The 16,346-nt window shown below is 59.9% G+C and carries 21 protein-coding genes; 7 read left to right on the forward strand and 14 right to left on the reverse strand.

What is annotated here, in order from left to right:
• Positions 1–53: 53 nt before the first annotated feature.
• Complete coding sequence (gene rpoH / locus BLL42_RS15905) at positions 54–908, forward strand: RNA polymerase sigma factor RpoH (protein ID WP_019694095.1); 855 nt, start codon at positions 54–56, stop codon at positions 906–908.
• A 148-nt stretch (positions 909–1,056) separates the two neighbouring features.
• Here rpoH and mtgA read toward each other — a convergent pair whose 3' ends face one another.
• On the reverse strand, positions 1,057–1,779 hold the full coding sequence (gene mtgA, locus BLL42_RS15910) for a monofunctional biosynthetic peptidoglycan transglycosylase (RefSeq protein ID WP_071552955.1): 723 nt from the start codon (positions 1,777–1,779) through the stop codon (positions 1,057–1,059).
• A 74-nt stretch (positions 1,780–1,853) separates the two neighbouring features.
• Here mtgA and BLL42_RS15915 point away from each other — a divergent pair, with 74 nt between their 5' ends.
• From BLL42_RS15915 to trmB, 4 genes are all read left to right on the forward strand, one after another.
• On the forward strand, positions 1,854–2,225 hold the full coding sequence (locus tag BLL42_RS15915) for a DUF423 domain-containing protein (protein ID WP_071552956.1): 372 nt from the start codon (positions 1,854–1,856) through the stop codon (positions 2,223–2,225).
• Positions 2,226–2,394: 169 nt separating this feature from the next.
• Positions 2,395–2,595 (forward strand): sulfur carrier protein ThiS, encoded by a 201-nt coding sequence (thiS, locus tag BLL42_RS15920; RefSeq protein WP_167368541.1) that lies wholly within the window; start codon positions 2,395–2,397, stop codon positions 2,593–2,595.
• 66 nt (positions 2,596–2,661) lie between these two features.
• Positions 2,662–3,456, forward strand: coding sequence for a thiazole synthase (locus tag BLL42_RS15925; protein WP_071552957.1), 795 nt, complete (start codon positions 2,662–2,664; stop codon positions 3,454–3,456).
• A gap of 9 nt (positions 3,457–3,465) precedes the next feature.
• Positions 3,466–4,191, forward strand: coding sequence for a tRNA (guanosine(46)-N7)-methyltransferase TrmB (trmB, locus tag BLL42_RS15930; protein WP_071552958.1), 726 nt, complete (start codon positions 3,466–3,468; stop codon positions 4,189–4,191).
• Between the two features lie 132 nt (positions 4,192–4,323).
• Here trmB and BLL42_RS15935 read toward each other — a convergent pair whose 3' ends face one another.
• The 10 genes from BLL42_RS15935 to BLL42_RS15980 all read right to left on the reverse strand — a co-directional run bounded on the left by BLL42_RS15935 (position 4,324) and on the right by BLL42_RS15980 (position 11,339).
• On the reverse strand, positions 4,324–4,647 hold the full coding sequence (locus BLL42_RS15935; RefSeq protein WP_071552959.1) for a DUF3392 domain-containing protein: 324 nt from the start codon (positions 4,645–4,647) through the stop codon (positions 4,324–4,326).
• 24 nt (positions 4,648–4,671) lie between these two features.
• Positions 4,672–5,874 (reverse strand): radical SAM family heme chaperone HemW, encoded by a 1,203-nt coding sequence (gene hemW / locus BLL42_RS15940; RefSeq protein WP_071552960.1) that lies wholly within the window; start codon positions 5,872–5,874, stop codon positions 4,672–4,674.
• Positions 5,871–6,467, reverse strand: a complete 597-nt coding sequence (rdgB, locus tag BLL42_RS15945; protein WP_071552961.1) for an RdgB/HAM1 family non-canonical purine NTP pyrophosphatase — start codon at positions 6,465–6,467, stop codon at positions 5,871–5,873. Before rdgB ends, hemW begins: the two co-directional genes overlap by 4 nt.
• On the reverse strand, positions 6,464–6,898 hold the full coding sequence (locus tag BLL42_RS15950; RefSeq protein ID WP_071552962.1) for a DUF4426 domain-containing protein: 435 nt from the start codon (positions 6,896–6,898) through the stop codon (positions 6,464–6,466). The genes rdgB and BLL42_RS15950 overlap by 4 nt, the downstream gene beginning before the upstream one ends.
• Before the next feature lie 24 nt (positions 6,899–6,922).
• On the reverse strand, positions 6,923–7,543 hold the full coding sequence (metW, locus tag BLL42_RS15955) for a methionine biosynthesis protein MetW (protein ID WP_071552963.1): 621 nt from the start codon (positions 7,541–7,543) through the stop codon (positions 6,923–6,925).
• A gap of 7 nt (positions 7,544–7,550) precedes the next feature.
• Complete coding sequence (gene metX, locus BLL42_RS15960) at positions 7,551–8,690, reverse strand: homoserine O-succinyltransferase MetX (RefSeq protein ID WP_071552964.1); 1,140 nt, start codon at positions 8,688–8,690, stop codon at positions 7,551–7,553.
• 181 nt (positions 8,691–8,871) lie between these two features.
• A complete protein-coding gene (locus BLL42_RS15965; protein WP_071552965.1) occupies positions 8,872–9,168 on the reverse strand; it encodes a DUF167 domain-containing protein in 297 nt (98 codons plus the stop codon).
• A 15-nt stretch (positions 9,169–9,183) separates the two neighbouring features.
• Entirely contained in the window at positions 9,184–9,774 is a 591-nt protein-coding gene (locus BLL42_RS15970) for a YggT family protein (protein WP_071552966.1), read from the reverse strand.
• Between the two features lie 10 nt (positions 9,775–9,784).
• Entirely contained in the window at positions 9,785–10,603 is an 819-nt protein-coding gene (proC, locus tag BLL42_RS15975; RefSeq protein WP_071552967.1) for a pyrroline-5-carboxylate reductase, read from the reverse strand.
• A gap of 49 nt (positions 10,604–10,652) precedes the next feature.
• Complete coding sequence (locus tag BLL42_RS15980) at positions 10,653–11,339, reverse strand: YggS family pyridoxal phosphate-dependent enzyme (RefSeq protein ID WP_071552968.1); 687 nt, start codon at positions 11,337–11,339, stop codon at positions 10,653–10,655.
• 196 nt (positions 11,340–11,535) lie between these two features.
• On the opposite strand from BLL42_RS15980, the gene BLL42_RS15985 reads away from it, so the two are divergent.
• Positions 11,536–12,570: a type IV pilus twitching motility protein PilT gene (locus BLL42_RS15985; RefSeq protein ID WP_071552969.1), complete on the forward strand. Its 1,035-nt coding sequence runs from the start codon at positions 11,536–11,538 to the stop codon at positions 12,568–12,570.
• A gap of 127 nt (positions 12,571–12,697) precedes the next feature.
• Here BLL42_RS15985 and BLL42_RS15990 read toward each other — a convergent pair whose 3' ends face one another.
• Positions 12,698–13,321 (reverse strand): C40 family peptidase, encoded by a 624-nt coding sequence (locus BLL42_RS15990; protein ID WP_071552970.1) that lies wholly within the window; start codon positions 13,319–13,321, stop codon positions 12,698–12,700.
• A gap of 251 nt (positions 13,322–13,572) precedes the next feature.
• On the opposite strand from BLL42_RS15990, the gene BLL42_RS15995 reads away from it, so the two are divergent.
• Positions 13,573–13,992 (forward strand): NINE protein, encoded by a 420-nt coding sequence (locus BLL42_RS15995; RefSeq protein WP_071552971.1) that lies wholly within the window; start codon positions 13,573–13,575, stop codon positions 13,990–13,992.
• Positions 13,993–14,052: 60 nt separating this feature from the next.
• Here the strand turns inward: BLL42_RS15995 and BLL42_RS16000 are convergent, their stop codons facing one another.
• Together BLL42_RS16000 and BLL42_RS16005 are read right to left on the reverse strand one after the other, a co-directional pair.
• Entirely contained in the window at positions 14,053–15,324 is a 1,272-nt protein-coding gene (locus tag BLL42_RS16000) for a dihydroorotase (RefSeq protein WP_071552972.1), read from the reverse strand.
• Positions 15,321–16,325: an aspartate carbamoyltransferase catalytic subunit gene (locus tag BLL42_RS16005; protein WP_071552973.1), complete on the reverse strand. Its 1,005-nt coding sequence runs from the start codon at positions 16,323–16,325 to the stop codon at positions 15,321–15,323. The genes BLL42_RS16000 and BLL42_RS16005 overlap by 4 nt, the downstream gene beginning before the upstream one ends.
• Positions 16,326–16,346: the final 21 nt, after the last annotated feature.

A 16,346-nucleotide genomic window follows, 5' to 3' on the forward strand; every position in this document is an offset into this window, starting at 1 on the left:
CAATTTTCGCAGTGCTGAACTGCACAAGTTATGTGAGTCGGAGGTTTTTTCGTATGACCACTTCTTTGCAACCTGCTTATGCTCTGGTCCCAGGCGCAAACCTGGAGGCTTATGTGCACACGGTGAACAGCATTCCATTGCTGACACCGGAGCAGGAGCGTGAACTGGCCGAGAGTCTCTACTATGAGCAGGATTTGGGGGCGGCTCGGCAGATGGTGCTCGCCCACCTGCGTTTTGTTGTACATATTGCCCGTAGCTATTCCGGCTACGGCCTGGCCCAGGCTGACCTGATTCAGGAAGGCAACGTTGGCCTGATGAAAGCGGTCAAGCGTTTCAACCCGGAAATGGGCGTGCGTCTGGTGTCCTTTGCGGTGCACTGGATCAAGGCTGAAATCCACGAATTCATCCTGCGCAACTGGCGCATCGTCAAGGTCGCCACGACCAAGGCCCAGCGCAAACTGTTCTTCAACCTGCGTAGCCAGAAAAAACGTCTGGCGTGGCTGAACAACGAGGAAGTCCATCGCGTGGCTGAAAGCCTCGGCGTAGAGCCGCGGGAAGTGCGCGAGATGGAAAGCCGCCTGACCGGCCACGACATGGCCTTCGACCCGGCCGCCGAAGCGGACGACGACAGCGCTTTCCAGTCGCCGGCCAACTATCTGGAAGACCACCGGTACGATCCGGCCCGTCAACTGGAAGATGCCGATTGGACAGACAACTCCACCCACAACCTGCACGAAGCGCTGGAAGTGCTGGACGACCGTAGTCGCGATATCCTCTACCAGCGTTGGCTGGCAGAAGAAAAAGCCACGCTGCACGACCTGGCGCAGAAGTACAACGTGTCGGCCGAGCGTATTCGTCAGCTCGAGAAGAGCGCGATGAACAAGCTCAAGCTGTCGATTGCTGCTTAAGCGGCAACGCAATAAAAAAACGCCCCGATCATTGATCGGGGCGTTTTTGTTTGGAGATCAAAAGATCGCAGCCTGCGGCAGCTCCTACACCGGAATATGTGAACCCCTGTAGAGCTGCCGCAGGCTGCGATCTTTTCGCCGTGTTAAATCACTGGGTCCACGGTGCCCGGCGCGAATCATTGAGCCCTGTCAGGTAGCTATCCCCGCCCAACTGACTCATCTGCTGCCGAATCCAGCCCGCCCGTCTTGCAACATAGCTGGTTGGATGACTGGCGCTCCAGACCCGCGGGTTTGGCAGTACTGCGGCCAGCAAACTGGCTTGCTGACGGCTCAGCGACCGGGCACTCACGCCAAAGTGATGCCGGGCAGCCGCTTCGGCGCCAAATACGCCGTCATCCCATTCCACGCTGTTGAGGTATACCTCAAGAATCCGCTGCTTGGGCCAGAACACTTCGATCAGTCCGGTAAACCAGGCTTCCAGCCCTTTGCGCAGCCAGCTGCGACCGGACCACAGGAACAGGTTCTTCGAGACTTGCTGGCTCAGGGTGCTGGCACCACGGATCGAGCCGCCGAGTTCGTTGTGGGCCAGCGCGGCCTGAATCGCGCCGAAGTCAAAACCCCAGTGCTCGGGGAATTTCTGGTCTTCGCCGGCCATCACCGCGACCTTCAGGTCATCGGAGATGTTCTCCCACGGCTGCCAGTCGCGTTGCAGGTCGATAGGCTCGCCATCGACCCAGGATTCGATCTTGCGCTCGACCATCAGCGCCGTCCCCGGAGGCGGAACGACGCGAAACACCAGCACCAGCAACACGCTGCCGCCCGCGAACCAGAGCAGGGCTTTTGTGAAGCAGCGGAACAATAAACGCAGCATAGAGATGGCTTGGCCGAACCCGTCGAGCGGGCCATTATACAGACCTTATTGAATGATTCTGACTGGAGTTCCCCATGCTGCGTGGCTTTCTGATGCTGGCCGCTTTCTTCGGTTTCACCGGTGTGGGCCTGGGCGCGTTTGCCGCTCATGGCCTGAAAGATCGTCTGAGTGCCGAATACCTGGCGATTTTCCACACTGGCGTCACCTACCAGTTGGTGCACACCCTGGCACTGCTGGGCGTAGCACTGCTGGTCGCGCAGATTCCCGGGCGTTTGATCACCTGGGCCGGCGTATCATTTGCCATTGGAATCCTGTTGTTTTCCGGCAGCCTGTACCTGCTGACCCTGACCGGTGTCAGCAAGCTTGGCATCGTTACGCCGTTCGGCGGTCTGGCGTTCCTCGTGGGCTGGCTGTGCCTGGGGATCGCCGCCTGGCGCCTTAGCTGACCTTGTAGGAGCTGCCGAAGGCTGCGATCTTTTGATCTTGCTCTTTGAACATCAACAGATCGCAGCCTTCGGCAGCTCCTACAGAATCTGGTTTCAAGACGAATGGCTTGGGTCGGCCTGACTGATCGGGCTAGAATGCTGGCCCCTAAAAATGATGGCGGCATCCGGCATGCGCATTCAGTTGAACGGCGAATCCCTTGAACTGCCCGACGGTGAAACCGTTGCGGCCCTGCTGACCCGTCTGGAACTGACCGGACGCCGGGTGGCGGTCGAACTCAATCTGGATATCGTCCCGCGCAGCCAGCACGCAGAAACCACGCTCACTGAAGGTGATTCAGTCGAAGTGGTTCACGCCATCGGTGGCGGCTAGTAGCCCGCAGGCGATTCCCGCGCCCACACGCATTCTGCAGAACCTCACCCCAACAGAGGATTTCCGATGAGCAACCTTCGCAGCGATAAGCCTTTCATCCTGGCCGGTCGTACTTACCAGTCGCGTTTGCTGGTAGGTACCGGCAAGTACCGTGACATGGAAGAAACCCGCCTGGCCATCGAAGCCTCGGGCGCCGAGATTGTCACCGTCGCCGTGCGCCGGACCAACATCGGCCAGAATCCGGGTGAGCCGAACCTGCTCGATATCTTGCCGCCGGATCGCTACACCATCCTGCCGAACACCGCCGGTTGCTATGACGCGGTTGAAGCCGTGCGCACCTGCCGCCTGGCCCGTGAGCTGCTCGACGGCCATAACCTGGTGAAGCTGGAAGTGCTGGCGGACCAGAAAACCCTGTTCCCCAACGTGATCGAAACCCTCAAGGCCGCCGAAGTGCTGGTCAAGGAAGGTTTCGACGTGATGGTTTACACCAGTGATGACCCGATCATCGCGCGCCAACTGGCGGAAATGGGTTGCATCGCGGTCATGCCGTTGGCTGGCCTGATCGGCACTGGCCTGGGGATCTGCAACCCGTACAACCTGCAGATCATCCTCGAAGAAGCCAAGGTGCCGGTGCTGGTGGATGCCGGTGTCGGTACGGCTTCCGATGCGACCATCGCCATGGAACTGGGTTGCGAAGCGGTGCTGATGAACTCTGCCATCGCCCACGCCCAGCAGCCGATCATGATGGCTGAAGCCATGAAACACGCCATTGTGGCAGGTCGTCTGGCGTACCTCGCCGGGCGCATGCCGAAAAAACTCTATGCCAGCGCTTCCTCGCCGCTGGATGGTCTGATCAAGTAAGAGCCATTGATGACTGAATCGAACGACACGCCTACCCAGACGGAAGCAGGCGAAGAGCGCCAACACCGCCGTATCAAGAGTTTCGTGATGCGCGCCGGGCGCATGACCGAAGGCCAGCAAAAGGGCCTGGAGCAGGGCACGCCGTTGTTCGTCCTGCCGCTGGCCGACGCGCCGGTGGACTTCGACCAGGTGTTTGGTCGCTCGGCACCACGCTCGCTGGAAATCGGTTTCGGCATGGGCCATTCGCTGCTGGAAATGGCCGCGGCCTCGCCGGATCAGGATTTCATTGGCGTTGAAGTGCACCGCCCAGGTGTCGGCGCGCTGCTTAACGGCGTGCTGACTCAAGGCCTGACTAACCTGCGGGTTTACGATTGCGACGCGATCGAAGTGCTCAACCGTTGCGTGGCCGATAACAGCCTCGATCGTCTGATGCTGTTTTTCCCGGACCCGTGGCACAAGAGCCGTCACCACAAGCGTCGTATCGTCCAGGCGTCGTTCGCTGAACTGGTGCGCAGCAAGTTGAAAGTCGGCGGTGTGCTGCACATGGCCACCGATTGGGAACCGTATGCCGAGTACATGCTGGAAGTGATGAACGTCGCGCCGGGCTACCGCAACCTCGCCGAAGACGGCAAGTGCGTGCCGCGTCCGGCCGAGCGCCCGATCACCAAGTTCGAACGCCGCGGCGAACGTCTTGGGCATGGCGTGTGGGATTTAAAGTTCGAAAAACAGTCCTAAGCCATAACGCTATACCCAATGTGGGAGCGGGCTTGCTCGCGAAGGCGGTGTAACAGTCAACAGATATGTTGAATGTTACGGCCTCTTCGCGAGCAAGCCCGCTCCCACATTTGTTTTGTGTGTGGCTCGGAATCAGCGGCGGTCTGCGACGACCCCAATCAACACCAGCACCACCAGCAACACCGGCGCCAGACTGTAGTTGTTGAACTGGCTCAGGCCGCGAACAATCCACGGCGTGGCGTAGATCAGTGCGGCGCCGCTGCCGATCATGCACAGCAGGGCCATCAACGGGACGCGCAAGGCGCCCGCGATACTGCCCAGGCGTTGATCGACCCAGCCTTTGATATCGGCGCCAAACAGCACCAGCAGGCAGCCCACCAGCGCCAGGGCGATTTCCGACAGGTTGCTACGGCTCCAGCGGGACACGGTGGCAAGCAGATCCAGTACCAAATCCATTCGATTTCCCTTTGATCAGAAAAATTAGCTCAGAAAATTCTGCAGCAAGTCATTGAGGAATAATTGTCCGCGCATCGTTGCCACCAGACGTGACGGTTCGACCTGCAACAAGCCACTTTGTTCGGCCTCGCGACGGCCTTCGGCAAGGCTTTCCAGTGTCAGGCCAGTGCGCTCTGGATACAGGCGCGCCTCGACACCCTCGGTCAAGCGCAGGGCATTCATCAGGAACTCGAACGGCAGCTCTTCGTTGGTCAGGGCTTTTTCACCCGCCTGAAAGCTTTTTGCCGGGTTGAGGTAGTCCTTCGGCAGGCGAGTCTTCCAGGTGCGGACAATGCGTCCGTCCGGATGGCTGAGCTTACCGTGGGCCCCGGCACCGATGCCGATGAAGTCTCCGAAGCTCCAGTAATTGAGGTTGTGCCGCGCCGGACGACCGGGTTGGGCATACGCCGACACTTCGTATTGGGCGTAACCGTGTTCGGCCAACAGCGCCTGACCGGCCTCTTGAATGTCCCACAGGGTGTCGTCTTCCGGCAGCGTCGGCGGTTGATTCCAGAACACTGTGTTCGGCTCCAGCGTCAGCTGATACCAGGACAAGTGAGTCGGCTTCAGTGCGATGGCCTGACGCAGATCGTCCAGCGCATCGTCCAGGGACTGATCGGGCAAGCCGTGCATCAGGTCCAGGTTGAAGTTGTCGAACCCGGCCTGGCGGGCCATGCCAGCGGCGCGAATCGCTTCATCGCCGTTGTGGATCCGGCCCAGGGCCATGAGTTTCTCTTGCTGGAAGCTCTGGATGCCGATCGACAGGCGATTGATGCCCAAGGCGCGGTACGCGACGAATTTCTCCTGCTCGAAGGTCCCGGGGTTGGCTTCCAGGGTGATCTCGATGTCGCTGGCAAACGGGATTCGCTGTTCCACGCCTTTGAGCAGGCGGCCCAACGCTTGCGCGCTGAACAGGCTTGGCGTGCCGCCGCCGAAAAAAATCGAGCTCAGCTCGCGGCCGTAAACCGCGTGCAGGTCTTGATCGAGGTCGGCCAGCAGGGCGTCCACATACTCTTCTTCCGGCAGCACAGGGCTGGCAGTGTGGGAGTTGAAGTCGCAATAAGGGCATTTGCGCACACACCACGGAATGTGGATGTACAAGGCCAGCGGCGGCAACTGAGGCAGGGCCGCGCGGGGCGATTGCGCGCCACCGAAGATCAGCGGCGACGCCGATGAATCGTGGGTCATTTCAGGCTCAAACGTTGGCGCAGCAAATCCATTGCACGGGCGCGGTGGCTGAGAAGGTTTTTCTCGGCCGGGCTCAATTCTGCACTGGAGCAGTTGCGCTCCGGCACCCAGAACAGCGGATCGTAGCCAAAACCGTGCTCACCGCTGGCTTCGGTCAGGATGCGCCCGTGCCACAGACCTTCGCAGAGAATCGGCAGCGGATCATCGGCGTGGCGTACCAGCGCCAGCACGCACACAAACTGCGCACCGCGTTCGGCTTCAGGTACGTCTTTTAGCACCTCGAGCAGCTTGGCGTTGTTCGCCGCGTCGCCCTGGCCGTCGGCATAGCGCGCCGAATAGATGCCTGGCGCACCGCCGAGGAAGTCTACCGCCAGCCCCGAATCATCGGCCAGCGCTGGCAAACCGGAGATACGCGCAGCATTACGGGCTTTGAGGATGGCGTTTTCGACGAACGACAGGCCGGTTTCTTCAGGCTCGACGCTGCTGAACTCGCCAATCGAGCGCAGGTGCACCGATTCGCCGAGCATGGCCTGGAGTTCTTTGAGTTTGCCGGCGTTATGGCTGGCCAATACGAGTTGCGTGAAGTTGATCATTCGCCGGGGAAGAGCTCTTGGTTGAAATTGATGGTGTTGATTTTGTCGCCGGTTTGCACATTGATTTCGAAGGTGCGGACTTCCTGCTGATCCACCGGGAACTGGGCGATGTAGTAGACCGCACCTGTTTCGGTGATTTGTTTGAACTTCAGCGGGACGCTTTTACTGGTCAGGTCTTTTACCGTGCCACTGACCTGGGCTATCACGGGTTTGTCGCCCTTGATGATCGATACATTGATCACGCCCTGATTCTTGCTGCGGACCAGCTCTGCCGCTTTGGCGATGTCCGGTTGCAGGTAGGTGGAATTGAAGGTGTTGTAGTGCACCGTCATGTCACCGAAGGTTTCCTGGCGCTCGCCTTTGATGGCTTCGGCGGCCATGATGCTGACGCTCAGGCAGGCTGTTAATAGAAGCAGGGCTAGACGACCCATGATCGCTCTCCTCGAAAAACCTCGTTAAACCGCTACCTGGTGATCCTGCAGACCAGGACTGCTGACGCGGTAGATGCCAATCTCACCTAATAGATTAGGCCATAGCTTACTGGCCCACCCGTGTCGGTGTTGTTGATCGACGGCAAGCCGATCGATGACCTTGGCTTCACGTTCGCGGCACAGGGCTTCAAAGTCTTCAAACGTGCAGAAGTGGATGTTCGGCGTGTTGTACCAGGTGTATGGCAAAAACTCCGAAACCGGCATCCGGCCCTTGCTCGCCAGGTACCAGCGGCAGCGCCAGTGACCGAAGTTGGGGAAGGTGATGATGCACTGACGACCGACCCGCAGCATTTCGTCGAGGATCTTGTCCGGGTAATGCACGGCCTGCAGGGCCTGGGTCATCACCACGATGTCGAAACTGTTGCTGGCAAAGTTGCCCAGGCCCTTGTCCAGGTCCTGCTCAATGACGTTAATGCCCTTGGCCACGCATTCGGCGATGTTGTCCGCATCGTTTTCCAGACCGTAGCCGGTCACTTGCTTGTTGTCGCGCAGCCAGGTCAGCAGCTCGCCGTCACCGCAACCGAGGTCGAGCACGCGGCTGCCGGCGGGGATCCATTCCTGGATGATTTCCAGATCGGCTCTCATGTCTTCCTCAAAGCGATATACGGTTCATGTAATTACTGAACGCCTGCAAGTAACGCGGGATCGGAATCAGGAAGGCGTCGTGGCCTTGCGGAGCATCGATCTCCAGGTAGCAAACGTCTTTCTTGGCAGCCATCAGTGCGTCCACCAGTTCCCGCGAGCGAGCGGGGGAGAAGCGCCAGTCGGTGGTGAAGGACATCACGCAGAACTTGGCTTTGGCGCCGGCGAAGGTTTTTGCCAGGTTATCGTCGAAGTTCGCCGCCGGATCGAAGTAGTCCAGCGCTTTGGTCATCAGCAGGTAGGTGTTGGCGTCGAAACGCCCGGAAAACTCTTCGCCCTGATAACGCAGGTAGCTCTCGACCTGAAACTCGACACTGTGGAAGTCGTAGTTGAGCTTTTCACTCTTCAGGCCACGGCCGAATTTCTCGCCCATGGAATCGTCCGACAGGTAGGTGATGTGCCCGACCATCCGCGCCAGCATCAGCCCGCGCTTGGGGATCACGCCCTGTTCCTGGAACGAGCCGCCATGGAACTCCGGATCGGTGAGGATCGCCTGACGCGCCACTTCGTTGAAGGCGATGTTCTGCGCCGAGAGTTTCGGCGCCGAAGCAATGGCCAGGCAGTGACGGATGCGGTCAGGGTAAGTGATGCTCCACTGCATCGCTTGCATGCCGCCCAGGCTTCCGCCGATCACGGCGGCCCACTGGTTGATGCCGATCCGGTCCGCCAGACGCGCCTGACTGTGAACCCAATCTTCCACGGTCAGCACCGGGAATTCGGCGCCGAACGGCTTGCCGGTGTCCGGGTTGATGCTGCTCGGGCCGGTGGAGCCGTTACAGCCGCCGAGGTTGTTCAGGCTGACGACGAAGAACCTGTTGGTGTCGATCGGTTTGCCCGGGCCGATGCAGCTGTCCCACCAACCGGGTTTACGGTCTTCGGTACTGTGAAAACCGGCGGCATGATGGTGACCGGACAAGGCATGACAGATCAGCACGGCGTTGCTCGCCGTGGCGTTCAGCGTGCCGTAGGTTTCATAGATCAGGTCATAAGCTGGCAATGAGCGGCCGCAGGCAAGGGCCAGTGGCTCGCTGAAGTGCGCCACTTGCGGCGTCACCAGACCAACAGAATCGGCGGGAAAGGCAGTTGGCATCGACCCTGCTCTCGTTGAAATGAGGCGTAAGTCTAAAGACCGCTGTGGTTAGCAGCAAGCAAAGGGCGGGCCTCATTTCATTCAGCTAGACCAAGGTGCGCCATTCGCGAGCAAGCTCGCTCCCACATTGGAATGCATTCCCCTGTGGGAGCGAGCTTGCTCGCGATGAACGATGACACGGTCAGCCAGGCAGTCGCATTAACTCGGGCAAATCGGGGAGCTTTTTGGGTGCATTGATCCGAACCCGCTTCTGCCGGTTCAGTTCCCCGCTGATCAGGCTCACCTGGCTCTTGGATACGCCAAACGCCTTGGCCAGAAACGCCATCAGGCAGGCGTTGGCCTTGCCTTCGACGGGTGGGGCGGTCAGGCGGATTTTCAAGCGATCACCGTGCAGCCCGGCGAATTCATCGCTGCGGGCCGCAGGTTGCAGGTGACATTCGAGGATCAGGTCATCCCCGTCCCAGCGAAACCAACTCATTCAGAAAGACCGGGATCAGATCAGCAGACGCAGGATTTCCGGCATCATGGTCATGGCGGCGAGGTTGTTGATCACCAGCATGTCCAGCAGCTTGAGCACCATGAACGCGAGGATCGGCGAGATATCCAGGCCGCCCATGCTTGGCAGGATCTTGCGGAACGGCGCCAGGGCCGGCTCGCAGATCTGGTTGACCAGCTCGGCCCCCGGGTTATGGCTGCCCGGGGCGACCCAGGAGAGGATCACGCTGATGATCAGGGCGAAGAAGAAGATCTTCAGGAACAGCGCGGTCACGCCGATGATCGACCAGATCAGCAGTTGCAGCGGGTTACCGGTGGTGCCGTAGGTCAGCAGCAGGGTCAGGGCCATCAACGCCAGTTGCACGAGAATCGCCAGCAGCAGTGACGACATGTCCAGGCCGAACAGGCTCGGAATGATCCGGCGCAGAGGCTTGAGCAGCGGTTGAGTGGCGCGCACGGCGAATTGGCAGAGCGGGTTGTAGAAGTTGGCGCGCACCAGTTGCAGCACAAAGCGCAGCAACACGATCAGCAGGTACAGGCTGCCAAGGGTTTGCAGCACGTACACCGCTGCAGTGTTCAATCCAATCATGTATGGCTCCTTATTGACCCAATTGTTCGGCCATCTCGGCCGAGCGGTGTGCGGCGGCACCCAATGCTTTTTCGACCAGGGCTTCGAAGCCACCGGCCTGGAAGGTTTTGATGGCGGCTTCGGTGGTGCCTGCTGGCGAGGTCACGCGACGGCGTAACTCGGCGGCGTCGACATCACTGGCGACCGCCATGTGTGCGGCGCCCAGCGCGGTTTGCAGAGTCAGCTGGGCTGCAATCTCCCGAGGCAGACCAAGCTTCTCGCCAGCGGCGGTCATGGCTTCGATCAGCAGGAAGAAGTACGCAGGGCCCGAGCCAGACACGGCGGTGACCGCGTCCAGTTGCTGCTCTTCGTTCAGCCACAGGGCAATGCCGACCGCTGACAGCAGCTCTTGGGCCTGCTGACGCTGTTCGGCAGTCACTTGGGCTGTGGCGTACAAACCGCTTACACCCTGACGCACTAGCGCCGGGGTGTTCGGCATGCAACGCACGATCGGCTGAGCGCCGAGCCAGTTGTTCATGCTGGCGCAGGTGATCCCGGCCGCAATCGACACCACCAGTTGATTCGGTGCAAGGCTTGGACGCAGTGCTTCACACACGGCTTTCATCGCCTGGGGTTTGACCGCCAGTACGACCACGTCTGCGCCTTGAACGGCGTCGGCGTTGTCGGCGAATGTTTCGATGCCGTGTTCGGCGGTTATCCGTGCGCGGGCTTCAGCGCCCGGGTCGCTGGCGCGGATCTGCGCAGCGTCCAGACCTTTGGCGCGCAGGCCGCCGATCAGGCTGGCGGCCATGTTGCCGGCACCGATAAAGGCAATACGTGTCTTGCTCATGTCAGGTCCTTATAGAGAGGGGTGTGGGCCATTGTTCAAGGCTGGCCGGCTATTGATGACCAGGGGCGCGGGCGCCGAACAGGGCTGTGCCGATGCGCACCCAAGTGGCGCCCATGGCGATGGCCGACTCAAGGTCATGGCTCATGCCCATGGAAAGTGTGTCGAGTGGCAGGTTCAGGCTGGCTTGTAGCGTTTGCACGGTCGCAAAGGCTGCGTCCTGAGCGGCGCGATCTTCAGTCGGTTCCGGGATTGCCATCAATCCGCGCAGTTTCAACCGCGGCAACGCGCTGATGGCATTGGCCAGCGCGAGTAGATCGGCCGGGGTGCAGCCGGATTTGCTGGCTTCACCGCTGACATTGACCTGAATACAGATGTTCAGGGGGGGCAGTTCGGCTGGACGTTGTTCGGACAGGCGTTGTGCGATTTTCAAGCGATCCACGGAATGCACCCAGGCAAAGTTCTCGGCGATAGCGCGCGTCTTGTTCGATTGAATGGGGCCGATGAAGTGCCAGATCAAGGGCAGGTCGGCCAACTCGAGCTGTTTGCCCAAGGCCTCCTGCAGATAGTTCTCACCAAAGTCGTGCACGCCGGCGGCGTAGGCTTCACGCACGGCATCGCTGGGCTTGGTCTTGCTCACCGCCAGCAGTTGGACGCTGTGTTCGGCACGTTGCGCGGCCAGCTCCGCTGCGCGGATGCGTATCTGAACCAAGGCTATGTTGTCTGCTATCGTGAACATTCAATCCCACCTTAAAAGTGCCTGCGCTCGATCATGCCGCGTTAAAAGTCGACTCAGAATGCTCATTGACTGACGTCAACTCCGCTTCTTCCTCGACTTTTGCCTTGCCTGATCATCGCTCGGCGACTTTTCAGGCCGGGATACTTGCCGCCGGCAGTCTGAGGTTCGCGGCATTCTACTGGAATTGGGGAGTGCTATGGATATCACTGAGCTGCTGGCTTTCAGCGCCAAACAAGGGGCTTCCGACTTGCACCTGTCTGCGGGACTGCCGCCGATGATCCGGGTGGATGGCGATGTGCGGCGAATCAACCTGCCGGCACTGGATGACAAGCAGGTGCGCGAGCTGATCTACGCGATCATGAACGACAGGCAGCGGGTGGAGTTCGAGCAGGCGCTGGAGACCGACTTTTCCTTCGACGCGCCGGGTGTGGCGCGCTTTCGGGTCAATGCGTTCAATCAGTATCGCGGCCCGGGCGCGGTGTTCCGGACCATTCCCTCGAAAATCCTCAGCATGGAAGAGTTGGGCATGGGGGATGTGTTTCGCCGTATTACCGATGTCCCTCGTGGGCTGGTATTGGTCACCGGGCCCACCGGTTCCGGTAAGTCGACCACCCAGGCGGCGATGATCGACTACCTCAACAACCACCGGCATCACCATATCCTCACCATCGAAGACCCCATCGAATTCCTCCATGAATCACGCAAATGCCTGATCAATCAACGTGAAGTACACCGCGATACGCGCAGTTTCGCCACCGCACTGCGTTCGGCATTGCGCGAAGATCCGGACGTGATTCTGGTGGGGGAGATGCGCGATCTGGAGACCATCCGCCTGGCGCTGACGGCGGCCGAGACCGGACACCTGGTATTCGGCACCCTGCACACCAACTCGGCAGCGAAAACCATTGATCGAGTAGTGGACGTATTTCCGGGTGACGAGAAGTCGATTGTGCGTTCGATGCTCTCTGAGTCATTGCAGGCAGTGATATCCCAGAGCCTCATCAAGAAAGTCGGCGGTGGCCGGGTGGCGGCCCATGAAATCATGCTTGGCACCTCGGCGATCCGTAACCTGATTCGCGAAGACAAGATTGCACAGATGTATTCGTCGATTCAGACCGGGGCTTCGCTGGGGATGCAGACGCTGGATATGTGCTTGAAGGATCTGGTGAGCAAAGGCCTGATCAGTCGCGAGCATGCGCGGGAGAAGGCGCGTTCACCGGATAATTTCTGATTTCTGAGGTTTCGGGCCCAAAACAAAAAGATCGTCCGAACGCGGCCCGAACCTCCGGCAGCTCCTACGCGGATTTCATATTCCGTAGGAGCTGCCGGAGGCTGCGATCTTTTGATCTTGTGTCGGATCAGCGCTGAGCGATACGCAGGGTTTTCGATTCTTTCGTTTGAACCCGCTTGGCAACCACGTAGTGGCTTTCCCAGTACGGTTTCTTCAGGGTGTCGATGGTCACCGACTTGCCACGACGCGGTGCGTGGATGAAGCGGTCGTTGCCCAGGTAAATGGCGACGTGGTTGACCTTGCGACTCTTGATATTGAAGAAAATCAGGTCGCCCGGCTTCAAGTCCTTGCGCTCGACTTTCTGTCCGTGACCGGCGGCCATGGCGTTGGAGGTGCGTGGCAGATCAGCGGCACCCACGCCATTGAAAGCGTATTTCACCAGCCCGCTGCAATCGAACCCTTTACTTGGGCTACTGCCGCCCCAACGATAAGGAGTGCCGAGCACGTTTACCGCACGGCTCAGTACATTGCTGCTTTGTTTGGCCCCCATCGGCGGGACCAGTTTGCTGTCGGCCTTGCTCAGGTGAGTCAGACCTTTTACACCATGCTTGTTTTTGCTGGTAACGGCAGAAACATGAGATTTAGGGGTGTAACCATTCACGTTCGGAAGACGTTGCTCACGATTGGTGGCGTGGGCGGCCAGTGGCATTAATAGGCAAATGGTTAGCCATGTCTTGAAAAATGGACGCATTAGGCAAGGCTCTATATGGGGAAGCGCGCAACTTTATAACAGCTTTTTTGTCCTTTCCGAGGCCGTTGGTCGATTCAACCTGGAGGGCAACGGAACTAAAGATGCGGTAAATGGACGCAACTGTCGGACAGAAGTCAGGTGTTACAAGGCTTTGACGGGAGACAAGGTAACATTTGCCACATGTCGGTCGCCTGTAAAAAAGTCACAAAGAATTCAAGAATATTTATCTATCGAGGCAAATGAGGGAACCCATGAACACCTATCGTCAGGATGTTTCACGCCAGGACACTCACAGCAAGGTGATCGGTTACCTGCTGTGGATTTTCGGTTTTACCGGGGCTCACCGCTTCTATTACGGCAAACCGGTCACCGGAACGATCTGGTTTTTCACCTTCGGGTTGTTGGGCATTGGCTGGTTGATCGACGCCTTCCTGATCCCGTCCATGGACCGTGAAGCGGACCTGCGTTTTACCGCCGGCCCTATCGAGTACAACGTTGCCTGGATCCTGCTGACCTTCCTGGGTGTGTTCGGTCTGCACCGCATGTACCAAGGCAAGTGGCTGACGGGCCTGCTGTACCTGGTGACCGGCGGGTTGTTCTTTCTGGGGGTGCTGTATGACTTCTGGACGTTGAATGACCAGATTTCCGTGCGCAACGCGCAGAGCCGTTAAGCAAGGTCAAAAGATCGCAGCCTGCGGCAGCTCCTACAGAGGCTGCGATCTTTTCGTGTTTTACGCCTGGTGACTGATCCGTCCGTCCACCAGGGTGTAGCGCACTACGCCCGGCAGGCTATGGCCGAGGAACGGGCAGTTTTCGCCCTTCGACAGCCAGTGTTCACCGGCCACGGTGGACGCGGCTGGATCGAACACCACCAGATCCGCTGGAGCGCCCACCGCCAGCTTGCCCACTGGCAGGCGCAGGGCGTCGGCCGGGCCGGCACTCAGGCGTGCCAGCAGTGTCGGCAGATCGAGCAAGCCGTCTTCCACCAGCGTCAAGGCCAGCGGCAGTAGCAGTTCAACGCTGCTGATGCCCGGCTCGGTCGCGCCGAACGGTGCCAGCTTGGCGTCGCGCTCGTGAGGCTGATGATGACTGGAGATGGCTTGAACCACCCCGGACTTCACGGCGGCACGCAGGCCATCGCGGTCAGCGCGGGTACGCAGTGGCGGCTGGACGTGATACAGGCTGTTGAAGTCGATCAGCGCCTCGTCGGTGAGGATCAGTTGATACAGCGCCACATCGGCCGTCACCGGCAGGCCACGGGCCTGAGCCTGAGCGATCAATGCCACGCCACGGGCGCTGGTGAGCTGGCTGAAGTGCGCGCGCACGCCGGTCTGCTCGACCAGCAGCAGGTCACGGGCCAGGGCCACGGTTTCAGCCGTTTCGGGAATCCCCGGCAAACCGAGGAAGCTCGCGGTCGGACCTTCGTGAGCCAGGCCACCTTCGGCCAGGTCATGATCCTGCGAATGGAAGATCACTGTCAGGTCGAATGTTGCCGCGTATTCCAGCGCCCGGCACAGGGTACGGGTGTTGCGGAAACTCTCCAGACCGTTGCCGAAAGCAATGCAACCGGCATCGCGCAGGGCGATCAGCTCGGCCAGCTGTTCGCCGTCCAGGCCTTTGCTCAGGGCGCCAATCGGGAAGACCTTGGCATTACCGGCCTCGCGGGCGCGGTCGAGGATCAGCTCGGCCACGGCCGAGGTGTCCAGCACCGGCTTGGTCCGTGGCGGGCAGCACAGGCTGGTGACGCCGCCAGCGGCAGCGGCGCGGGTTTCGCTGGCAATCGTGCCTTTGCGGCTGTAACCCGGTTCGCGCAGGGCGACGTTCAGGTCGACGAGGCCGGGAGCGACCACCAGGCCTTTGGCCTCGATGGTGTCGACGGCGATGAAACCGGCTGGAGCGGCACCAATGGCGACGATCTTGCAGGCTTCGATGTGGATATCGGTGACTTGATCCAGGCCGCTGCTTGGATCGATGACGCGGGCGCCGAGAATGCTGAGCTTCACTGGGCGTTCTCCTGCTCGAATTGGCGCTGGGCAGTCTGCCCGCTCATGGCCATGGACAACACGGCCATACGAATGGCGATCCCGTAGGTCACCTGATTGAGAATCACCGAGTGCGGACCGTCGGCCACCGCCGATTCAATCTCGACGCCCCGGTTGATTGGGCCCGGATGCATGACGATGGCATCCGGTTTGGCGCCGGCCAGGCGTGCGGTGGTCAGGCCGAACAAGCGATAGAACTCGCCTTCGCTCGGCAGCAGGCCGCCAGTCATGCGTTCACGCTGCAGGCGCAGCATGATCACTACGTCGACGTCCTTCAGGCCTTCGGTCATGTCGGTGTAGACCTTCACGCCGTACTGCTCGATTCCGATCGGCAGCAGGGTTTTCGGCGCGATCACGCGGATGTCCGGGCAACCGAGGGTTTTCAGCGCGAGCATGTTCGAGCGTGCAACCCGCGAGTGCAGGATGTCGCCGACGATGGCCACGGAAAGGTTTTCAAAGCTGCCTTTGTGCCGACGGATGGTCAGCATGTCGAGCATGCCCTGGGTCGGGTGGGCGTGACGGCCGTCACCACCGTTGATGATTGCCACCTGCGGGCACACATGTTCGGCGATGAAGTGCGCAGCGCCAGAGTCGCCGTGACGCACGACGAACATGTCGGCGGCCATGGCTTCAAGGTTGCGCAGGGTGTCGAGCAGGGTTTCGCCTTTGCTCGCAGACGACGTGGACACGTTCAGGGTGATCACGTCCGCCGACAGTCGCTGGGCCGCCAGTTCGAAGGTGGTGCGGGTGCGGGTGGAGTTTTCGAAGAATACGTTGCACACGGTCTTGCCGCGCAGCAGCGGGACTTTCTTTACCGCCCGGGCACCGACTTCAAGGAACGAGTCGGCGGTGTCGAGGATTTCCGTTAACAACTCGCGGCGCAGACCGTCGAGTGAGAGGAAGTGGCGCAGCTGGCCCTGATCATTGAGCTGCAGCGGGCGCTTGGTGTCTAGAGGCGTCATCGCAATGGACTCTTTAAAAGG

It is taken from the genome of Pseudomonas frederiksbergensis, from assembly GCF_001874645.1.
In the GTDB taxonomy this organism is placed as follows: domain Bacteria; phylum Pseudomonadota; class Gammaproteobacteria; order Pseudomonadales; family Pseudomonadaceae; genus Aquipseudomonas; species Aquipseudomonas frederiksbergensis_B.